The following is a 19,230-nucleotide window of genomic DNA, read 5'->3' on the forward strand; positions in this document are numbered from 1 at the left end:
AGCTGCTTGTATAAAAATATCGTTACTCATATTCATTCCTCTTATTGCATCCCTGCGAGTTAAATTAATCTGCAAATTTAGGCAGCTTTCTGCCAGTCAGTTCCTCTGCATCCTTCATAAAGTCAGTGGCTTGATCTTCCATTCCAACGCCGAAATCATATTTATGAACTGCTTTAAGCATTACGAATGCCCCAGCAAAAAGAGCAGCTTTTAGTTTTATGTTTTCTTCTTGTAACTGTTCAATAGTCATATCTATCTCCTGTTTGCATCCTTGCAAATATATCCTTTGGTTAAATCACATAGGGAATGGTTAGTAATTCATCCATAGGCATTCTGTTCTGGTTCCTGTACCACGACCTGCGGAAATACGGGATTGTTTTGTTACCTTTTGCCAGCTTGATAATTCATCGTTGTACATCTCTGATTCATAGCCACTGATAGCAACCATGCCAGATACTGATTTAAGTACCTGCAGTAATTCATGATGTTGTTCAGCAGTGAGTTCAAAATTGTAATAGCGATTACGCATTACTCTGGTGGATGGAACATAGGGGGGATCTACATAAAATAGGGTATCAGTGCTGTCATGCTGCTTGATTAATTCAGTTGCTGGTTTGTTCTCTATGATCACACCTTGCAACCGACTGCATACAGCGGCTAGGTTTTCAGGGTATTTAGCCCAAAGGTGTGAAGCCGTTGCATACTTGCGCTTACTATCAGAACGAAAACCTGATGTTCCGCCTGATGAAGCTGCGGAACCAAAACCCATACAGGCACGAACAACCATTCGCCTAGCACGCTCAATAGGGTCATTGATATTAACTCTGGCCAGTTCGAATTCGTCACGTGAATAGGGAGTTAAGTAACAAGCATGTTGTAGCTGTTCATTCATTGCTTTATCACGTAACACCTGAAATAAATTAACTACCTCACTATCTAAATCGTTATATACCTCAGCGTAGCTAGGTTCTTTCTGCATTAGAACACCAGCCGCGCCCCCGAATGGTTCGACATAGCAACGGTGATCAGGAAAGTGACTAATCACCCATTTAGCTAAGCGAAACTTGCTACCATGGTAACGTATCACTGGATGTTTGATAGTCATTGCTTAGCCTTTTTAGCCTCAAGAGCTTTTCTAGCTTTATCAGCAGAGGATTCGCCTTTTGCCTTTGTTGGGTTATTCATGCAAGAGGTGACATAAGCATTAACCTGATCAAGCCTGTAAACATATTTTCGGTCGCTAAAGTAAATCTTTGTTAATACGCCTTCTGCGTTTAACTTATCCAATACAGTGCGACCAAGGCCTGTTATTTTTTGCACTTGTGAAGATGAAATAACTTTTCCCAATGCGCCTAATTCTTCTAAATTCATAATTTCCCCTAAGGTGGGGCGAACCCCACCACAAGTTTATTATTGGTATTCGTCTTTCATGTCGTTCAGCGTCAAGCTGAATGAATCGAACAGCTCATCGCCAAGCTTGCGTTTGTTGGCGTTAAGGAATTGAAAAACCTTTTCGAAAGCTGCTTTAGCTTCTGGTGAGCCGCCAGCAGGCAGGCTGTTAATTTGTGCTTCAAGGTTGTTATTTGCATCGATGCGGTGATGTGCTTGAACGCATTTGTTTTTTAGCTCGGTATACAACGAGGTGCCCATAACTGATTTAAGCTCTTCAATCTTGCTACGGATAGCGCTGAACTGTTCCAATGTATCAGCGCTACTGATTGCTTGGCGTACTTCATCAGGGTTAAATCCATCATCAACAATTTCACCTGTGATTACATCGTTGTCGCCGCTGGTGGCTTCGTGATGCTGCTCAGGCTCATTTTGCTGGGTTATTTCATTAAGGCTTACACGCTCTTTTGGTGGAGTAACATCTTTGATGGTGCGCTCTTCAAGCTCATCTGGCGTATAAACCCCCATGATCACCTCAGGGCAATAGAGGCGAGACCAGTATTTAACAGCCAAGTAAGCAATTTGTTGCTTAGGCATGGTTTTCCATAGTGGTGAGTTACGCGTTTGAACATCGGCTAAGTAAACTGGCTCACCGTACGTAATTTCCTTTTCACCTCTGAGGACTGCACCAACACGAATATATAAACCTGATTCGTCACGATTTTCTTTTTTGCCTACAATCTTTTCCCAATCACCACCGTATTCGTAATGGAAACGACCTGTAACAACGTTTGAGCTGGTGATCACCGCATTGACCAACTGAGCTTCATAGCCTAGCGTGCCGTTAATTAAGTGTGTTTTTTGACCTACTACAAACGGGTCCATTCCCCAGCGTGATGCTTGCATTGTGATAGCCAAGCAATCGGCAGGTTTACCCTGTAAATGTTTAGGCACCGTCGCGGTACCAGATGCCATTAAATCAGCAACACGAATAACGCAATTCATTGCTTCCGTATTAAAAAGGAGTGACATGTTATTCATGACACTGGTTTGCGGTTGATTACTTAAAGCGACTTCTGACATGATGATTACCTCTAAATTGATAAGCGCCACGCAGTAAGCAGGGCGCTAGAATTGATTAAGCTTCTTCTAATTGAAGCTCTTCTAACTTGCGTGTTTCAAAGTCAGTAAGATTAATGGTGAGTGTTTCGGTAACTGGGGCAGGCCATATGCCAGTATTCATTGAGTTATTGATATCGCGCAGCGTCTTTTTATACTCCAAGCGGCCTAACTCTAATAACTCTGGTGAGGCTTCGACGATTGCAACCCAGTGGTAATGAGGATCAGAGTTAACAAATATCCAATAAAACTGGTCAAGTTGTGCGATATCGGAATACATACCTGCACTGATGTGATAATCGCGATTAAGTATTTCTTTACGGATCATCAATGTAATTGCATCTTGCTTAAATCGACCAAGAGAGACGGATTTCAGGTCAAAACCAATTCGATGGTTATCATTCAGTTGAATTTCAATATCTGGCCTAACTCTTGTTTCAAGCCCTGTATCATCATCAACACCGTAATAACTAACTTCTGATACTCGGTTTGGATGATTGATTAATGCGCTAGCTTCTGGATGATTCATTACAGCATCACGCATGTCTTTAGCGGTTTGAAAATCAATTGTTTCAACTTGAATTTTCGTTTCGTCACTTCGCCATGCGCTGATTAAATCATCTTCAAATACTGCATCTGGATTAATCGCTTTAATTGATGCTGCAATTTCTTCTTTTTTGCCTGATTTTTTAAGAGGTTCAGGTTTACTGGTTTCCTCGCCCCATAAATCAGGGTTAATTGAGTAAATTTGATTGAGTAAAAAATCACGGCTACCAGATGTTTTTAATGGCTCTGGTAGTGTTGCGTTAAACTCTTTAATACATGCTTTCATTGCGGCAGCTGTGTGCTTATCTGATTTAGGTATCTTTCTGAATTCATCAGGTAAATCAGCATATAACCCGCCAATTTCCTCTACTGAACCAGATAGCGGCAATGGTGCTGGTAGTGTTGCGTTATGAGCTTCAATTATTGCTTTTAGCTCATCAGTGCTACGTGGTTGAGGTAAACCAGCATTGTAATCATCAATCCATTTCGTCATGGAGTCAGTGTTTGTAAATGCTCCCTCTGGAATTTCAGGACGAACACTGAATTCAGTGCTGAACTTTTCAGGCTCCATCGTCAATGTATGAAACGCGCTACCTAAATCAAAACAGCGTTTATTTTCACGAAGAATGATTTTGCTTACGTGTCTGAGGTTGTAATACATCAGGCTTATACGAGCATCTTTCAACATTGAACTACTGATACCGTTTGAGCTGTGATAAACATCATTAGGGATATCAGGGTAACGCCCAGGTTCAAAGTAAGGTGGTTCATTTACGGGGCATTCTTCAATAATTTCTGGTTCTACATTACCAGTTTGTTTATCTTCACTGGCGTGAGTAATTACATCAGGCTTAGCTGGTTCGGTAACTTCTTCTTTGTCAGGTGAAACTAAAGATTGGAAATATTTCTTGCGGTCAACATTAGAACGGAATTTATCAGGGTTCTTAATGACATGAATGTAAGCGTTGATAATGTCGTTATCATGCAGAAACATCAGCTTTGGTGTTGATGTAGTGGTAATGCTTAACTCAAAAGCTACCTTTTCGAACTGCTCAAACTCTTCGCTGGTGGCTGTTTTGTTTAAGTGATTAGTTAGCTTATCAATATTTTCAGGTGTGTTAATGTCATTAGCCATTAAGATTGCGCTAACAATATTACTTAACTTGCGTTGTTCAAATTGCTCTTGTTCTTGATTGCTCATTAGATAATTCCTTGTCGGTTTGAATTGCTATCCAAGTGACGAAAGCCCACTCGATACCATCTTTAAAGTTTATGAACTCTTGTCTTTTTCCACGTACGATAAACACATGAAAACCATTTTCGATAAAAAACATCATTTCAATCACCTTTTAATAAACATATTGTTTATGTTTGTGGCGTGAAAAAAATCCAGCTAAAACAGCTAGATTGATTAATATTGTCACTGTCCAAATCTTGCATTCCGAATCTACGGGTTAGCTAAGACATTCTGCGGCTCACAGAATTTAGGAGTGTGATAGCCATTCTGTATTGTTAAAGAGCGTTAACCTTGTGGGTTAATATGAGATAAAGAATAAACCATAAAAGACAGTTGTCAACTGTTAAAAACAAATAAATAACCAATATGTTTATCTTTTCTGTAAATAAAAAAGCCAGCTCGAGACTGGCTATAAATGTAACGCTTTGTTTTATTTTTCGTTTTTGCTAATTATGAACTCAATAAAGTCTTGTATCTTTTCTTTTTCGTTATCGGGCAATGCCGCAAATTTTTTATGATCGTAGTGCAGGACATCTGAATCATCTTTAGACATGAGTAATTCGTATGGCTTACGGCCTAAGGCTTCTGCAATTGCAGCAACGCTATCAACAGTAGCGCTGGACTCATTCTTGATGATGCGGTTTACAGTCGCTTGGCCTAAACCGGATTTAACTGATAGCTGGGCCTGTGATTTAAAACCATCAATTAGCATGAATGTTGTGATGTTATCACCAAGTATGCGCCCAATGTCGGTAGGCTGGCGTGCTAACTCATCCGCAATTTGTTCAGCAGGTACATTCAAGTGATCCTTATCCATGTAATACTTAGGTAGTTTGGTAAGGTGCTCAATCTTTCTGGCAATAGGATCGCTAAGCGAACGATGGCTTTTCATGTCAGAGGACATTAAATAACGAGAAATAACATTAGGAGCACAACCAAGCGCTGCCGCTAGGCTCTTCTGTTTCCCTTCGTAATGCTTTTCTATCACAAAGACAAGGTTGTCTCTTCTGATATCCTGAATGCTTTTCACTGTATTTTTCCCTTGCGTTTATTTTGTTCGATATTGTTTATTCTGTTTATCTATTAAATATCAAATTAACCTTTGAGGTAAATTCCCAATTTGTTTATCATTATTTCAAATCTTGATTGATGTTTATCTTTTTGGGTGGTTAATATGGCATTTACAGACTTCAAAACATTCTGGAATGGTCTATCTAAACGTGAGCGCCAGCAATTTGCAGACAGCGCAAACCTGACCGTTCAGTATATTTCTATTCATCTACGCTATTGCAGCCGTAGCGTATCATTACAGACAGCAAAGAGATTGCAGAAGGCTCTTAATACATTCGGAATAGAGCTAACGTTAGACCAAATAGCAGACAAATTTATGAAGTAAATCACACCAGGCCGCGAAAGCGGTCTTTTTTTGATTAGTGTGATAAACAATAGATCTTTTATGGTTGATTTATTTTTTGATAATGTATAATCTTACTGCACACATAACTGTAATAGAGGTTTTCAATGAAAGTTATTAGTAGAAAAGAAGCAGCAACTAATGGACTGTCTCGCTTTTATACGGGTAAAGCCTGTGTGCATGGTCATGTTGCGGAGCGATTTGTAAGTAATGGTGTTTGTGTTGAATGTGCTGCTAAGCATGCTGCAAATTACCGTGAAAGTGTTAATAGCATTCTCAAGCAGGCAAGAGAAATGAGGGCGTGTCAATGAGTAAAAAACGAATTGGCCTAACAAAGAAAATACGCTTTGAGGTTTTTAAACGTGATGGGTTTACCTGTCAATACTGTGGTGATTCTGCTCCAAAGGTAGTGCTCAATGTTGATCATATTATTCCAGTCAGTGCTGGTGGTGATAACAACATGATGAATTTGATAACTTCCTGCTTTGATTGCAACCAAGGAAAAAGAGACAGATTAATAAGTGATGATTCAGTCATTACTAAACAATTGTCGCAAGTAAAAGAAGTTAGTGATAAGCGAGAACAGCTACTAATGATGCTTGCGTGGCGTGATGAGTTAATCAAATTTACGGAAGAGCAGGAATTAATTGTTATCCAAAAAATTGAAGAACTGATACCCGGTAAAGCAATAACCGACAGTGGAAAGAAAACTGTTAAGAAGTGGCTATCAAAGTATACCGCAGAAGAAATTATAACCGCAGCAGATTTATCAGCGGAGCAAAAGTTAGATGTTGAAATTACAGCGGAAAGCGCTAGTGAGTTTTTCTCTTACATACCAAGAATAGCATCGATGAGAAGAAACCCTCCTGAATATGCAAGGCTTTATTACGTAAGAGGAATATTAAGAAATCGCGTACATGTAAATGAAAATGTAGTTATGGGGCTACTAAAGGATTGGGTTGATAGTGGGCTTGAAATTGATGACCTGGAAGAGCTAGCTAAAACAGTTCGTTCATGGACTCAATTTAGAGAAACTGTAGAGACTTTTACACATGAAAACAGTTCAGGGGGTTGATATGGCTCGCATAAGAACCATTAAGCCGACTTTTTGGACTGATGAGGACATGGCTGACATTTCAGAGGCGGCATGTTTACTGGCGATTGGTTTATTAAATTATGCAGATGATGAAGGGTATTTCAATGCTAATCCAAAACTCATTAAAGCCGCTGTTTTTCCTATACGGGAGACCTCCAGTAGTATTCCGGTACTACTACAGGAGCTTTCCAACTGTGGTTATATTAGCTTATTTTCTGCTCAAGATGGTAAGCGTTATGGACTGATAAATAATTTCACAAAACATCAGGTCGTTAATAAGAAAACTCCCAGTAAAATCAAAGAACTAAACCTACTACCGGAAAACTACGGTAGTGATACCGGAGGACTACCTTTAGGAAAGGAAGGGAAAGGAAATATAAAACCTCTCTCTAATGCGCGGGAAGATAATTTTCAATCTAATCCGAATGCTAATAATTCTATCTTGAACGGTCGTGTTCCTGCTGGTGGTTTTGGTGTGAATGATAAATTTGTGATGTATCACGGTTGGGAGCCTGATCAAGACTTCACCCAAAAGGCTGCGTACTGGGGAACGATACTCAAAGAGCCGTTACAGCCTCATGAGCTAGCCGAGTTTATAACCTACTGGGGGGCAGAGGGAAAAGCCAAAACACACGAGCAATGGGAGCTAGCCCTTGCTACAGGCCTGAAACGCAGTCGATTGAAAAATGAAAAGGTGGTGAAAAATGGGGCAGGTCAGAGAACTAAGATCGATAGCCAATTTGCAGGAAAGCCAAAAGCGATGCAGGAATTCTTACAGCACGTCCTCGATGAATACGGGCAAGACGCTGTTGACGCTTTGGTTGAAGATGATCGAAATCTACGGCGACAAATGGAAAAACAAGAATGGCACGGAACCGTCATTGATGTGGAAGCAAGCGCTAAGCGCATTGAGTGATCAGCAACTGGACGGACTGTTTAAATTCTGTATCGACCGCTGCATGAATGGTAACCCATGGCCACCAGAGTTATCAGACGTGATTGTCGCGTTATCTGGTGAAGCGGCTAAGCATAATCCCTTTGGGCTTGATCCTGACGAACAGCTTAGAGATTTTTTAACCTACTGCGCTAAGCGCAATAACTACCAGAGCGCTGAAATGTACCCATTCAAACACCCAGTTCAGTACTGGATGTTTACAGACCTCAGAACCCAAATGCTTGAACATCGATTGACTGATATCGAATGCGAGAGACGATTAGCTAAAATGCTTGCCAAGTGGACTGAGCGAGTTCACAAGGGGGAAACTGTACCGAGACCAACGCTAAAGGTTGAGGATAAAACTAGACCACCGCCAGCGTGGATGGAATTACTAGAAAAAAGTAAACAACGGAGACAATAAGATTCAAAGGTTATCAAAATCGTAAGCAGGATTAACATACAGGAGTTTTTGATATGCAGGATGATAAATCCATAGATTGAATGTGAAAATCAAATGTAGAGCGTTACAGAGCGTTTTAAAGGGTGGTAAGAAAATCAATTCTTACTGATTTTTTATGGTTGAAAAGATAAACAAATTGTTTATATTAACCGTATGGGTTAATCGAGTTCGAGGTAATGGTTATGTTATTTCAGGATAGAGTGATTGAAGTCCTTAAATTAGGCGAGAGCATGTCGATTAAAGGCTTGAGAGCACACTTTGAAAGCAATGGCGTTAAGGCTTCGTACAACACAGTTAAGTTCGCATTAGGGCAACTTGAATACTTTGATGTTATTTCGTTGGTAACCGTTGAAGAGAATGGAGTTAGAGCGTTTGGCTACAAGCTGAATGATAACTACGAGGCTGGATTAGCTAAACAGGCAAACAGCGGTCAACGGCACAAGGTGAGAACTAGCAAACCAAGCAAGCCTAAAAAAGCCAAAGCCCCCGTAGTGGTGCCTGAATATGGCCCATGGTGCCAAACAGGAGAGCCAGCGCGATTACAGGTCATGTTTAATGAATTACTGGCGAAGCCTAGGGCGAAGCGTATCAAGCGAGGCTTGGATGTATGAAAATCCTTGAATACCCAATCGTTCCAGTGCCTAAACCGCGTATGACACAGCGTGATAAGTGGCAGAAGCGACCTGCGGTAATGCGTTATAGGGCGTTCTGTGACGAAGTGAGAGCAAGGGGTATTAACCTGCCTGAGAGCGATTATCACGTAATTTTTGTTATGCCTATGCCGAAGTCATGGAGCAAGAAAAAACAAGCTGAAATGGACGGTAGACCCCACCAGCAAAAGCCAGACAAGGACAACTTAGAGAAAGCCTTGCTAGACGCCATCTTTGACGATGATTCGCGTATATGGGATGGGCGAGTTTCTAAGGTTTGGGGAGCAACTGGAATGATAACGGTAAGGTTACCGTAATAATCGACAAATCATGAACTTGTTACCAGTGGGTAAGTTTGTGAGTGAATTAACGAATCGTTGAATGAATGAGGTAAGTCCTTATGAGTCCAGAAGATTTTATTAGAAAGAACATCATTCAAAAGCTTCAGGAGCTTGATTATCAGGGGGGGGCATTACAGCTTGCTGCTGATGAAGGCATCGCACATTACCGTAGATGCTCACAAGCTAGTAAGCGCGGCGCCATGTTTGATGATTGCTTTCACGTAGCAAAAGTTTGGATGGATAAGTACGGCGGTAACACAAAGGCTAAGCCTAAGCGCCGTGGGAAAACGGTAGTTAAACAAGTTTCGTTATTTTGAGGGTAACTCAATGAGCAATAGAACAGTAACTAGGCGTGTATGGTGCGCACCAATCACCAATAAGATTTTTTACGGAAGTGTATGTAATGAAACTGGCAAGGTGGTAGGCGTCAAGAAAGACATTACAGGTGATGCGTTGCGTGCAGTCGCAGAGCATTTATTTAATCAACCCCGTGTGCTTTCGTTCGTTTTGAATAGCGGTCGGATCTTGTCGGTTAAGGCATGCGTTACTGATAGCGAAGCGTCTGATAATTCAGTAGAGAATGCGGCTCATGACTTACTTTATGCGATGCAGCGTATGGTAAATCAATTCTATGCGGCTGGTATTGAGTCAAAAGAAGAGTCGTTAAACCCTATGGAAGAGGCGCTGTATCAGGCTGAGCAGGCAATCGCTAAAGCAACTGGAACAAAGGGGTAAGTCATGAGCGAAGATTCAAAAAATAAAACATATGAACTTCCTGAAAGCTTCAAACGCAATCATCAGTTTATGCCAATAACAGACCGTCCGATTAGCTTGCGTGACCAGTTCGCAATGGCTGCAATGCAGGGCATTTTATCAAACGAAGCCATGATTGCGGTTGTGATTGAAGAGTCAGCAGCGTGGGTATCGCGTGAGGCTTACATAATGGCAGATGCAATGCTGAAAGCTAGGGATAAATAACCATGGCAACTATCGACGGAATTTATCTAGCTTACCGTGTGCTTGATGGTGATGAAATGAAAGACTCATTCACTTATGAGGAAATGCACGCAGTTTGTTGCTACCTAGACCGTGTAGTGCTTGAAAACCTCGCATTAGTCCAACAAAAGCCTGTGGCATTCATGGATAGTGAAGGTGAGGTAATTAGTGCGGTTAAGAAAGAGTTTGAACAGCTAACGGGCGGTAATCACGTTGGCTTCGATATTCCGTTAATTCAACTAAACAAATAATCGTGACATGTCACGCGAGGTAAATATGAAAGAAACCAATCCAACAGACTTTGAAAAGTGGTGCGCTAAAGAGATGGGGCATACGGTTGAGTATATGATCATGCAGCGAAATAAAAACATGTTTGGCGGAACTGTGTACAAGCATGAAGAAATTGATAAGCGATATCGCGCATGGAGTGCTGCTACGTCGTTTATCAGGAAAAACTTAATATTCAGAAAACCAATGTCAGAGGTGGATAACCATGATTAAACGTTACTTGGTATTTGCTGCTTTCTGGTGCGTGTTCGCCGTAGCTGTGGGGATGTTATTCAATGGCTAAATCACCAGCAGAGCGCAAAGCAGCTCAACGTAAACGCCAGCGGGATGCTGGCCTTGTTACTCCTCAGTGGCAGGTTGAAGCCGAAGAGCACGAAATGATTAAGCGTAATTGTGCATTGCGTAGACCAGGGCGCGAACCGTACGACGAATCGGAATACATTCAAATGCTCATTCGTAACGATGATGCACGGCTAAAGCGTGAGATTGCGGAGTTATCAAATCGGTGCTGTGGTAAGTGTGGTGAACAGTTACCCGTTTCTGAGTGTTGCCTTGATGGTGATTCAGAGTGCTGGGTAACCAGGGGGTGGCATGAGATTAAATTGTAAAATGGGAACATAAAATTAGATGGATGCAATTCTTGACTTATACATATAAGTTATCTCGTGTAGTTAATCTTATCCATGTATTTTTTGTACATTTTATACATATCATCAACGATTGGAGAATTAGTGTTTTCTAGCTTACTTAATTCCTCTGGAGCGGTGATATTTAGAATTATTCTACAGATACCTTCCGCAGTCCATATGGGGGAGGAAAGACCAACTAATAAAGACAATTCGTGTTCAATTGATTCAAGGTATGGGCTGCATTTTGAGATTCTATCCTCAAATTCATCAACAAGTGAATCATATTTCTTTATATCAAGCAGAAGTGAAGGTATATAACTTTCAGTGACTTCTCTTGATGGAAAGTGATTATTTATTAACATCATAAGCGTGTCAGAGTTTAATTCTAGCTTTTTGAATCCGGTGCTCTCAGTTTTATTCTCATGAATGTACTCATCTTTCATCTTTTTTATTCTCGAGAATTGCTCGTCTGCGAGTTCTATCAGGGCGCTGAGTTGGCTAAACGTTCTTCTCATATGCCTTGGAGCATCAGATTCATTTTTATAGAGGGTCTTATGGCTTATGGCTGCCCATGTATGCATTAGCATAGTTCTTATTTGTATTTCAAACTTTAAATCACCTAGATTGTTATAAATGGGATTTTGCAACCAATTATCTTTAAATATAGCGATGAAGTGACTTGATGAATACCCAAATTTATCAACTTCAGATTCCTCTTTTTTGTCGGAGGATGATAAGACCTTAAAGTTTTCATTAATTAATTTTCTAAGTTTTTGTAGGTCTGATTCGTAATAACAAATAACTCTCAGTCCACAAATATCTTCTATATCACTTAAGGTTTTGTAGTCTGACTTTCTTTGTAGTTTTTCTTTGAATGAGTTTTCGTCCTTTAATCTTGCTTCAATTGAAAATATTTCAATGTCTTCATTCCGTAATAATGACTCTATAGAATGCTTCGCTTGTATTAACAAGCCTTGATATAAATGTTTATTTTCTTTGTATTCTTCTATTAAGCTACCCATGCAATAAACTCCAGTATTCATTTTAAATACTATTATATTTATATATAAATTAATTGAAATATAGTTATATTCACATGTGATAATGTTAATTTTGTGGTTTGATGTTTATCTTTTAGTCGGTCATAATAACCGTAGAGGTGATGATTATGACCACAAAGAAACCACGCAAGCCACCAGCCAGAAAACCTACACCGCTTAACGCTCAAATGGAGCGCTTCTGTCAGGAATATATCAAAGCACCTGATAACCAAACCAATGCAGCGCTAGCAGCAGGCTATGCCGAAGTTAGCGCCTGTAAGCGCGCATCTCAGCTTATGAAAGACCAGCGTGTAATTGACCGTATCGCGCAGCTCATGCAGCAGCGTAACAAGCGCAAGAAGCTAGACGCTGACAGCGTGTTAGAGCGATTGGTTAATATGCTTGATGCTGATATCGCCGACATACTCACTAATACGGGTGATATTAAGCCTATTAGTGAATGGTCACCTATTTGGCGCAAGAGCGTTGCAGCGTTCGATATCATTGACATTGACGGCGACACGCGAATCAAGAAAGTTAAACTACTCGACAAAGTGAAAATATTAGAGCTTGTCGGCAAGCACGTTGATGTTAACGCCTTCCGTGAGCGTTATCAGGTCGATGTAACTATTTCCCTTGCTGATAAGCTGGCAGCAGCCCGTAAGCGTGCCGCTGGTGGTGAGCAATGATTGATACCATGTCACCAGAAGAACAACTGATTAACGATATCGGCATGTTTACGCATGACCCGTTAAGCTATGCACTATACGCATTTCCTTGGGGTGAGGCTGGTACCGAACTTGAAAATGCTAGTGGGCCTCGTCAATGGCAAGCTGACACATTGAATGATATAGGGGCACATCTACGCAATCCTGAAACACGATTTCAACCACTATTGATATCTGTAGCATCAGGTCACGGTATTGGGAAGAGTGCCTGTATATCAATGCTTATCAAGTGGGGTATGGACACCTGCGAAGATTGCAAGGTGGTCGTTACTGCCAACACCGAAAACCAGCTACGCACTAAAACATGGCCAGAGATTGCCAAGTGGCAGCGCCTATCTATCACCAAGGACTGGTTTACCTGCACCAAAACAGCTATCTATTCCAACGACCCTAATCACGCTAATGCATGGCGTGCCGATGCTGTTCCGTGGTCAGAGAACAACACAGAAGCATTCGCAGGGCTGCACAACCAGGGCAAGCGCATCATTCTAATTTTCGATGAGGCTTCTAACATTGCGGATCTGGTATGGGAAGTAGCAGAGGGTGCTTTGACGGATGAAAACACAGAAATCATCTGGATAGCGTTTGGTAACCCGACACGTAACACAGGGCGTTTCCGTGAGTGTTTCCGTAAGTTTAAGCACCGCTGGAAAACTAAGCAGATTGACAGCCGCACGGTTGAAGGTACCAACAAAGAACAGATTGAAAAGTGGATTCAAGACTACGGGGTTGATGATGACTTTGTTAAGGTGCGTGTTCGCGGTATTTTCCCATCTACATCTGAAAAACAATTCATACCTACTGGCTTAACTGATGCGGCAATGAAGCGCACAGTAACACAGGCCGAAGTATCACATGCACCAATTATCATAGGTGTTGACCCTGCGTATTCTGGTGATGATGATGCAGTTATTTATCTGCGCCAAGGGCTACATAGCAAATGCCTGTGGACGGGCAACAAAACTACTGACGATATCGTTATGGCTAAGCGTATTGCTGACTATGAGGATCAGTATCAGGCTGATGCTGTGCATATCGACTTTGGTTTTGGTACTGGGATTTATTCCGTTGCTATGGGGTGGGGACGAGATTGGCAATTAGTTCGTTTTGCTGGCGCATCAACAGATCCTCAGATGCTAAATAAACGTGGTGAAATGTACAATAACCTTAAGTCGTGGTTAAAGATTGGTGGTGCGCTTGACGACCAAGAAACAGCAGATGATTTATCCGTTGCTGAGTATAAGGTTAGGCTAGACGGTAAAATTGTCCTAGAGCCAAAAGAAGAGATTAAAAAGCGTATCGGGCGCTCACCGGGTAAAGGTGATGCGCTAGCGTTAACATTTGCTTACCCAGTCACCAAAAAAGAACGTAATAACATTTCTATATCTAGTCAGGGCAGTCACGTTGTTAGTGATGCTGATTACGACCCGTACGCCTAACTAACAGGCAAAAAAAAGCCCTCACAGTGAGGGCAAATGTAAGCAAAGGAAAGTCACTTGATAACGGGCAAAGGAATATCTGAATAACAACCGATAACCAAAATGTATATCTTGGTTTTATATTTGTCAAATAAGATATACAATAAAACATAAAGTATATTATTGTTTATTTTATCGGGGTGTTATATGTGCGGAAATATCCTAGGTGGTACCCCAAAGATTAAAACCCCTCCACCAGTTCAGGCAGCGCCACAAGAACAGGACGAGGCTGTAGTAGGTTCGCGTGATGAAGAGCTACGCCGCCGCCGCGCTGCCGCTGGTCGTAAGTCAACATTGCTAACTGGTGCGCAGGGTACAACCAATGCAGCATCAACCAGCGGTAAAACGCTACTTGGTCAGTAACCTAACGGGGGCGGTATGAGTTTAAAGCAGGATTTATTAAAACAACTCTCACAGCTTAAGAATGAGCGCCAATCATTTGAGCCGCACTGGAAAGAGCTTGCAGAGTATACGCGCCCTCGAAGCACTCGTTTTAACACATCAGAAGTTAATCGCGGTGATAGACGTAATACGAAAATCATCGACCAAGAGGCGGCTAAATCTGAACGAACTTTATCAAGTGGCATGATGTCAGGGATAACTAGCCCTGCCCGTAAATGGTTTCGTTTGGCTACGCCAGACCCTGACATGATGAATTATAGCCCTGTCAAAATGTGGCTTGAAGTCGTTGAGCAGCGAATGAATGAAGTGTTCAACCGCTCAAACATTTATCAATCACTACCGCAAACTTATTCTGATATCGGAACCTTTGCCACCAGCGCATTAGCTGTGCTGGAAGATAACGAGCGAGTTATTCGCACTGTACCTTTTCCAGTAGGTAGCTATTACATTGCCAATGGGCCTGACCTGACAGTTGATACCTGTTTCCGTGAATTCAGTATGACAGTGCGTCAACTGGTTATGGAGTTCGGGTTAGACAAAGTGAGTGAGCAGGTTAAAAGCCTATGGGACTCTGGCAGCTACAGCCAGTGGATTACTGTTATTCATTCAGTCTACCCAAATTTGAACCGCATCAGCGGCAAGCTGGACGCTAAGAACAAACTGTTTAAATCCGTTTATTTTGAAATGGGTGGTGATAGCGACCGCGTTCTACGCGAATCTGGCTTTGATGAATTCCCTATCATGGCGCCACGTTGGGAAGTGAACGGAGAGGACGTCTACGGCTCATCGTGCCCCGGTATGATTGCGTTAGGTAGCGTGAAAGCATTACAGCTATTACAGCGCCGCAAAGCACAGCAGATTGATAAAGTGACCAATCCACCTATGCAAGCGCCTGCATCGATTAAGAATCAGCGCATTTCACTTGTGCCTGGTGGAATAACTTATCTTCCAATGGCTGGTGCTGACCAAATGATTAAGCCGATATTCCAAGTACAGGCTGACATTAACGGCTTGATTGCTGATATTAGCGATACTCGCAATCAAATCAAAGAAGCCTATTTCTCTGACCTTTTCATGATGATGCAGTCTGTAAACACACGCTCAATGCCCGTCGAGGCAGTAATTGAAATGCGTGAAGAAAAGCTACTCATGTTAGGGCCTGTCTTGCAGCGCTTAGATTCTGAACTACTCGATAAGTTAATTAATCGTACGTTCGCAATCATGGCGCGTAAAAACCTATTACCAGTGCCACCAGAAGAAATGCAGGGTATGCAGCTTAAGGTTGAATACATTTCTGTTATGGCACAGGCGCAGAAATCGGTTGGCGTTAACAGCGTTGAGCGTTTCGTTGGCTTTGTTGGTGGTCTGGCGCGGATGAAACCAGAAGCACTCGACAAACTGAACACTGACGAAATGATTGATAACTACGCTGAGTCAATCGGTGTTTCCCCAACTATCGTTTCATCCAATGACCAAGTAGCCGCTATTCGCCAGCAACGTGCAGAGCAACAACAGCAGATGCAACAAATGCAAATGGCGCAAGAGGCTATTTCTGGTGCTCAGGCGCTTGGCAATACACCTATGGATGATAACAGCGCCTTAGCTGCGCTTGCTGGTGGTGGTCAATGACACAGTTTAATGATTACACCGAAGAAGAAAAGGCAGCGATTCAGGCTGATTTAGAGCTTAAAGACAAGCTTAGAAAAGAACGTGAAGATGATGATTTAAAACAGGTTATGAGTACTGAATGTGGTCGTCGTTTTATCTGGAAAACCCTATCTGCTAGTGGAGTTTTTGAAGTTTCATTTACGCCTGATCCCTATATAACTTCATTCAATGAAGGTAGACGCAATAAGGGGTTGGAGCTGTTTAACGATGTAATGAGTGTTTGCCCTGATCTCTATCTGGTCATGGCAGAAGAAGCCAAAGAACGGGAGAACAATCAATGAATTTATTTCAACGCTTACTGTTTCGTCGCCTTTGTAATGAGGTTCCAGTTGATGGTGGTGAAGGTGGCAGTGGAGCGCCAGCGCAAGAGCCAGCACCAGCAAAACAAGATACGCCAGCAAATGGTGATAATCCAGCGCCTGCAGGTACAGAGCCTAGTAAGACTGATGATAAGGCCAATGCTGGGCCAAAAGGTGATGACAAGAAGCCTGTAAGCACCGCACCTGAAAAGTATGAGTTTACGGCTGGTGAAGGTCAGGAGCTGGATAAAGAAGCGGTAGCGGCGTTTGAACCTATCGCCCGTGAGCTTGGTTTAAGCAACGAGCAGGCGCAAAAGATTGTTGATGTCTACGGCTCTACAATCATTCCGCAAATTGCCAAGCAGCAAGAGGCCGCATGGCAAAAGCAAGTAACCGAATGGGCAGAAACGGTAAAAGCAGATAAAGAACTGGGTTCTGTTGAGTCAATCGGTAATGCACAAAAAGCTATGGATCAGTTCGGTACGCCAGAGCTTAAGCAATATTTAAATGATTCAGGACTTGGTAATCATCCTGAGTTATTCCGTATTTTTTCAAGAATTGGCAAGGCCATGTCTGAGGACGGTTTTGTTAGTGGCAGCAGTGAAAACGCTCGCAGTGCTGCGGATGTTCTTTTTGGTGATAGCAAATAAGGTATAGGAGAAAATTATGCCTCAAGCTCTAACATTGGCTGACTGGGCTAAGCGTCAAGACCCAAACAGCAAGCAAGCGAAGATCGTTGAACTGCTCAATCAGTCTAACGAAATTCTTGATGATATGGTGTTTGTTGAAGGTAACTTGCCTACAGGCCACCGTACAACTGTCCGCACAGGTTTACCATCTGCAACTTGGCGTTTGTTGAACTACGGTGTACCACCAAGCAAATCAACTACTGCTCAGGTTACAGACTCTACAGGTATGCTGGAAACTTACTCAGAAGTTGATAAAGAACTTGCTGATATTAATGGTAATACAAGTGAGTTTTTATTGTCAGAAGCACAGGCCTTCATTGAATCCATGAACCAGCAAATGGCTGAAACATTGTTTTATGGTGACACTACTGTACATGCACAGCGCTTCACTGGGTTATCTGCGCGCTTCAATGATTTAAGCGCTAAGAATGGTGTAAACATCATTGATGCTGGTGGCACTGGCAGCAATTTAACCTCTATTTGGTTAGTAGTGTGGGGGCAGAATACCGTTCATGGCATCTACCCTAAAGGTTCTAAGGCTGGTCTTGAACAGAAACACTTAGGCGAAGTTACATTAGAAGATAAAGACGGTGGTAAATATCAAGGTTACCGCACTCATTTCCAATGGAAAAATGGCTTAACTATGCGCGACTGGCGTTATGTGGTTCGTATCGCTAACGTTGACCTATCTAAGTTAACCAAAGATCCAGAAGCAGCAGGTGCTATCGACTTGCCTGATTTACTGATTCAGGCGATTGAGAAAATCCCTAATCTGTCTATGGGTAAACCTGTTTTCTATTGCAATCAGCAGGTTCGTAGCTGGATGCGCCGCCAGATTAAAAACTCAAAGAACGTCAATATTTCTATGCAAGAAGTTGCAGGGAAGAAAGTTGTTTCTTTTGATGAAATCCCTGTGCGCCGTACCGATGCAATTCTCACAACTGAGGATCAGGTGGTCGCTAAGTAAGGCAGGCCTATTGTGCGGTGCCTGAATGGGTGCCGCTAACTTAATTTTGTTGGGAGTTCGCAACATGATTTTAGATAAAGAAACCCTATTTTCTCTCGACCAAGCAGTAACCGCATCAGCGACTGCGACCAGTATCATTGACCTAACGCCAGTTAAAGGTGATTTCCGTGATATCGGTATCGGTGAGCCGCTGCAACTGTTTGCACAGGTTACTGAGCAGGCAACGGCTGCAGGTGACGCAAAAGTACAAATCGTACTGGAAACATCAAAAGATAAAGCGTTTACAACGCCTGTTGCTTTGTTTCAATCCGTTGAAATGCCTATTGCTGATTTAAATACAGGTAAGCGCATTATCGGTACTGTTCCGCATGGTGTTATTAAGTATCTGCGCCTACGTTACGTTGTCACAGATGGTCCATTAACTGCAGGTAAATTTACAGCGGGTATCGTACTTAACACTGATGCTCATCCTATCTACAACGCCGTAACTAATTAAGGTGTGACATGTCACGATATAAAGTTTTGAAAAAATCATTTATCGCTGGTCGTCTGCTTGAAGTTGGTGAGGAGGTTGAATACAGCGGTATTGCTGGCAGCAACTTAAAGTTGATTGGTGGTGATGATGCTAAACCTGATACTGGCGCTTTGGTTGATGGGGCTAGTGGTGATAATGGTGAGGTTGTAACCAATATTGCTATCAGTGGGTCAGGCGACACGGTTGATTCTAGCCTTGAAGCTTTGCGCGAACAGTATACGCAACTATTTGGTAAAGCACCTCATCACAACATGGGCGCAGATAAAATGCGTACCGCGATAGATGAAAGACGTAAAGAATTAGCGATTTAACTTTCGCGTTA

30 protein-coding genes are annotated in these 19,230 nt (G+C 42.1%); 22 read left to right on the forward strand and 8 right to left on the reverse strand.

Annotated elements, in window-relative coordinates; genetic code table 11:
• Positions 1 to 64 precede the first annotated feature (64 nt).
• The 7 genes from ACPEH5_RS13405 to ACPEH5_RS13435 all read right to left on the reverse strand — a co-directional run bounded on the left by ACPEH5_RS13405 (position 65) and on the right by ACPEH5_RS13435 (position 5,321).
• Complete coding sequence (locus tag ACPEH5_RS13405; protein ID WP_423727044.1) at positions 65 to 250, reverse strand: hypothetical protein; 186 nt, start codon at positions 248 to 250, stop codon at positions 65 to 67.
• Positions 251 to 310: 60 nt separating this feature from the next.
• Positions 311 to 1,105, reverse strand: coding sequence for a DNA adenine methylase (locus tag ACPEH5_RS13410; RefSeq protein WP_272578683.1), 795 nt, complete (start codon positions 1,103 to 1,105; stop codon positions 311 to 313).
• Entirely contained in the window at positions 1,102 to 1,371 is a 270-nt protein-coding gene (locus ACPEH5_RS13415; RefSeq protein ID WP_061063961.1) for a hypothetical protein, read from the reverse strand. Before ACPEH5_RS13415 ends, ACPEH5_RS13410 begins: the two co-directional genes overlap by 4 nt.
• A 39-nt stretch (positions 1,372 to 1,410) precedes the next feature.
• A complete protein-coding gene (locus tag ACPEH5_RS13420) occupies positions 1,411 to 2,472 on the reverse strand; it encodes a RecT family recombinase (protein ID WP_272578684.1) in 1,062 nt (353 codons plus the stop codon).
• A gap of 55 nt (positions 2,473 to 2,527) precedes the next feature.
• Positions 2,528 to 4,255 carry a PD-(D/E)XK nuclease-like domain-containing protein gene (locus ACPEH5_RS13425; RefSeq protein ID WP_281111134.1) on the reverse strand — a complete coding sequence of 576 codons (1,728 nt, stop codon included), beginning with the start codon at positions 4,253 to 4,255 and terminating at the stop codon, positions 2,528 to 2,530.
• Positions 4,227 to 4,391, reverse strand: coding sequence for a hypothetical protein (locus tag ACPEH5_RS13430; protein ID WP_172767124.1), 165 nt, complete (start codon positions 4,389 to 4,391; stop codon positions 4,227 to 4,229). The genes ACPEH5_RS13425 and ACPEH5_RS13430 overlap by 29 nt, the downstream gene beginning before the upstream one ends.
• 330 nt (positions 4,392 to 4,721) lie before the next feature.
• On the reverse strand, positions 4,722 to 5,321 hold the full coding sequence (locus tag ACPEH5_RS13435; RefSeq protein ID WP_061063964.1) for a helix-turn-helix domain-containing protein: 600 nt from the start codon (positions 5,319 to 5,321) through the stop codon (positions 4,722 to 4,724).
• A gap of 144 nt (positions 5,322 to 5,465) precedes the next feature.
• Between ACPEH5_RS13435 and ACPEH5_RS13440 the strand changes: the two genes are divergently transcribed.
• From ACPEH5_RS13440 to ACPEH5_RS13500, 13 genes are all read left to right on the forward strand, one after another.
• Complete coding sequence (locus tag ACPEH5_RS13440) at positions 5,466 to 5,687, forward strand: hypothetical protein (RefSeq protein ID WP_281111135.1); 222 nt, start codon at positions 5,466 to 5,468, stop codon at positions 5,685 to 5,687.
• 125 nt (positions 5,688 to 5,812) lie between these two features.
• Complete coding sequence (locus tag ACPEH5_RS13445) at positions 5,813 to 6,016, forward strand: hypothetical protein (protein ID WP_061063966.1); 204 nt, start codon at positions 5,813 to 5,815, stop codon at positions 6,014 to 6,016.
• The gene (locus ACPEH5_RS13450) at positions 6,013 to 6,780 is read left to right on the forward strand and encodes an HNH endonuclease (protein WP_210786840.1); all 768 of its coding nucleotides are present in this window, start codon (positions 6,013 to 6,015) and stop codon (positions 6,778 to 6,780) included. Before ACPEH5_RS13445 ends, ACPEH5_RS13450 begins: the two co-directional genes overlap by 4 nt.
• 1 nt (position 6,781) lies before the next feature.
• Positions 6,782 to 7,717, forward strand: coding sequence for a DnaT-like ssDNA-binding domain-containing protein (locus tag ACPEH5_RS13455; protein ID WP_281111136.1), 936 nt, complete (start codon positions 6,782 to 6,784; stop codon positions 7,715 to 7,717).
• A complete protein-coding gene (locus tag ACPEH5_RS13460; RefSeq protein ID WP_281111137.1) occupies positions 7,686 to 8,159 on the forward strand; it encodes a replication protein P in 474 nt (157 codons plus the stop codon). The genes ACPEH5_RS13455 and ACPEH5_RS13460 overlap by 32 nt, the downstream gene beginning before the upstream one ends.
• Before the next feature lie 221 nt (positions 8,160 to 8,380).
• Entirely contained in the window at positions 8,381 to 8,809 is a 429-nt protein-coding gene (locus ACPEH5_RS13465; RefSeq protein WP_423727045.1) for a hypothetical protein, read from the forward strand.
• On the forward strand, positions 8,806 to 9,165 hold the full coding sequence (locus tag ACPEH5_RS13470) for a RusA family crossover junction endodeoxyribonuclease (protein WP_281111139.1): 360 nt from the start codon (positions 8,806 to 8,808) through the stop codon (positions 9,163 to 9,165). Before ACPEH5_RS13465 ends, ACPEH5_RS13470 begins: the two co-directional genes overlap by 4 nt.
• Before the next feature lie 83 nt (positions 9,166 to 9,248).
• A complete protein-coding gene (locus tag ACPEH5_RS13475; protein ID WP_281111140.1) occupies positions 9,249 to 9,506 on the forward strand; it encodes a hypothetical protein in 258 nt (85 codons plus the stop codon).
• A gap of 10 nt (positions 9,507 to 9,516) precedes the next feature.
• Positions 9,517 to 9,924 (forward strand): DUF7446 family protein, encoded by a 408-nt coding sequence (locus ACPEH5_RS13480; protein ID WP_281111141.1) that lies wholly within the window; start codon positions 9,517 to 9,519, stop codon positions 9,922 to 9,924.
• Between the two features lie 3 nt (positions 9,925 to 9,927).
• On the forward strand, positions 9,928 to 10,167 hold the full coding sequence (locus ACPEH5_RS13485) for a hypothetical protein (protein WP_281111142.1): 240 nt from the start codon (positions 9,928 to 9,930) through the stop codon (positions 10,165 to 10,167).
• A 2-nt stretch (positions 10,168 to 10,169) separates the two neighbouring features.
• Positions 10,170 to 10,436 carry a hypothetical protein gene (locus ACPEH5_RS13490; protein ID WP_281111143.1) on the forward strand — a complete coding sequence of 89 codons (267 nt, stop codon included), beginning with the start codon at positions 10,170 to 10,172 and terminating at the stop codon, positions 10,434 to 10,436.
• A 25-nt stretch (positions 10,437 to 10,461) separates the two neighbouring features.
• Complete coding sequence (locus ACPEH5_RS13495) at positions 10,462 to 10,686, forward strand: hypothetical protein (protein WP_281111144.1); 225 nt, start codon at positions 10,462 to 10,464, stop codon at positions 10,684 to 10,686.
• A gap of 62 nt (positions 10,687 to 10,748) precedes the next feature.
• Positions 10,749 to 11,081 carry a hypothetical protein gene (locus tag ACPEH5_RS13500; RefSeq protein WP_281111145.1) on the forward strand — a complete coding sequence of 111 codons (333 nt, stop codon included), beginning with the start codon at positions 10,749 to 10,751 and terminating at the stop codon, positions 11,079 to 11,081.
• 50 nt (positions 11,082 to 11,131) lie between these two features.
• On the opposite strand, the gene ACPEH5_RS13505 is transcribed toward ACPEH5_RS13500, so the two are convergent.
• Complete coding sequence (locus tag ACPEH5_RS13505) at positions 11,132 to 12,124, reverse strand: GTP pyrophosphokinase (protein WP_281111146.1); 993 nt, start codon at positions 12,122 to 12,124, stop codon at positions 11,132 to 11,134.
• A gap of 140 nt (positions 12,125 to 12,264) precedes the next feature.
• On the opposite strand from ACPEH5_RS13505, the gene ACPEH5_RS13510 reads away from it, so the two are divergent.
• The 9 genes from ACPEH5_RS13510 (at position 12,265) to ACPEH5_RS13550 (ending at position 19,219) form a co-directional block, all read left to right on the forward strand.
• Positions 12,265 to 12,831, forward strand: a complete 567-nt coding sequence (locus tag ACPEH5_RS13510; RefSeq protein WP_281111147.1) for a terminase small subunit — start codon at positions 12,265 to 12,267, stop codon at positions 12,829 to 12,831.
• Positions 12,828 to 14,309, forward strand: a complete 1,482-nt coding sequence (locus ACPEH5_RS13515) for a terminase (RefSeq protein WP_281111148.1) — start codon at positions 12,828 to 12,830, stop codon at positions 14,307 to 14,309. Before ACPEH5_RS13510 ends, ACPEH5_RS13515 begins: the two co-directional genes overlap by 4 nt.
• Before the next feature lie 186 nt (positions 14,310 to 14,495).
• Positions 14,496 to 14,711: a hypothetical protein gene (locus ACPEH5_RS13520; RefSeq protein WP_004253720.1), complete on the forward strand. Its 216-nt coding sequence runs from the start codon at positions 14,496 to 14,498 to the stop codon at positions 14,709 to 14,711.
• Positions 14,712 to 14,726: 15 nt separating this feature from the next.
• Positions 14,727 to 16,379, forward strand: a complete 1,653-nt coding sequence (locus ACPEH5_RS13525; protein ID WP_281111149.1) for a portal protein — start codon at positions 14,727 to 14,729, stop codon at positions 16,377 to 16,379.
• Positions 16,376 to 16,699, forward strand: a complete 324-nt coding sequence (locus ACPEH5_RS13530; protein WP_117162258.1) for a hypothetical protein — start codon at positions 16,376 to 16,378, stop codon at positions 16,697 to 16,699. The genes ACPEH5_RS13525 and ACPEH5_RS13530 overlap by 4 nt, the downstream gene beginning before the upstream one ends.
• The gene (locus ACPEH5_RS13535; protein ID WP_117162257.1) at positions 16,696 to 17,367 is read left to right on the forward strand and encodes a peptidase; all 672 of its coding nucleotides are present in this window, start codon (positions 16,696 to 16,698) and stop codon (positions 17,365 to 17,367) included. The genes ACPEH5_RS13530 and ACPEH5_RS13535 overlap by 4 nt, the downstream gene beginning before the upstream one ends.
• A 16-nt stretch (positions 17,368 to 17,383) precedes the next feature.
• The gene (locus ACPEH5_RS13540) at positions 17,384 to 18,373 is read left to right on the forward strand and encodes a major capsid protein (RefSeq protein WP_004253737.1); all 990 of its coding nucleotides are present in this window, start codon (positions 17,384 to 17,386) and stop codon (positions 18,371 to 18,373) included.
• 64 nt (positions 18,374 to 18,437) lie between these two features.
• Positions 18,438 to 18,869: a Bbp16 family capsid cement protein gene (locus ACPEH5_RS13545; RefSeq protein ID WP_210786806.1), complete on the forward strand. Its 432-nt coding sequence runs from the start codon at positions 18,438 to 18,440 to the stop codon at positions 18,867 to 18,869.
• 8 nt (positions 18,870 to 18,877) lie between these two features.
• Positions 18,878 to 19,219 carry a hypothetical protein gene (locus tag ACPEH5_RS13550; protein ID WP_281111150.1) on the forward strand — a complete coding sequence of 114 codons (342 nt, stop codon included), beginning with the start codon at positions 18,878 to 18,880 and terminating at the stop codon, positions 19,217 to 19,219.
• Positions 19,220 to 19,230: the final 11 nt, after the last annotated feature.

It is taken from the genome of Providencia sp. NPDC089933 (genome assembly GCF_049545585.1).
Lineage (GTDB): Bacteria > Pseudomonadota > Gammaproteobacteria > Enterobacterales > Enterobacteriaceae > Providencia > Providencia huashanensis.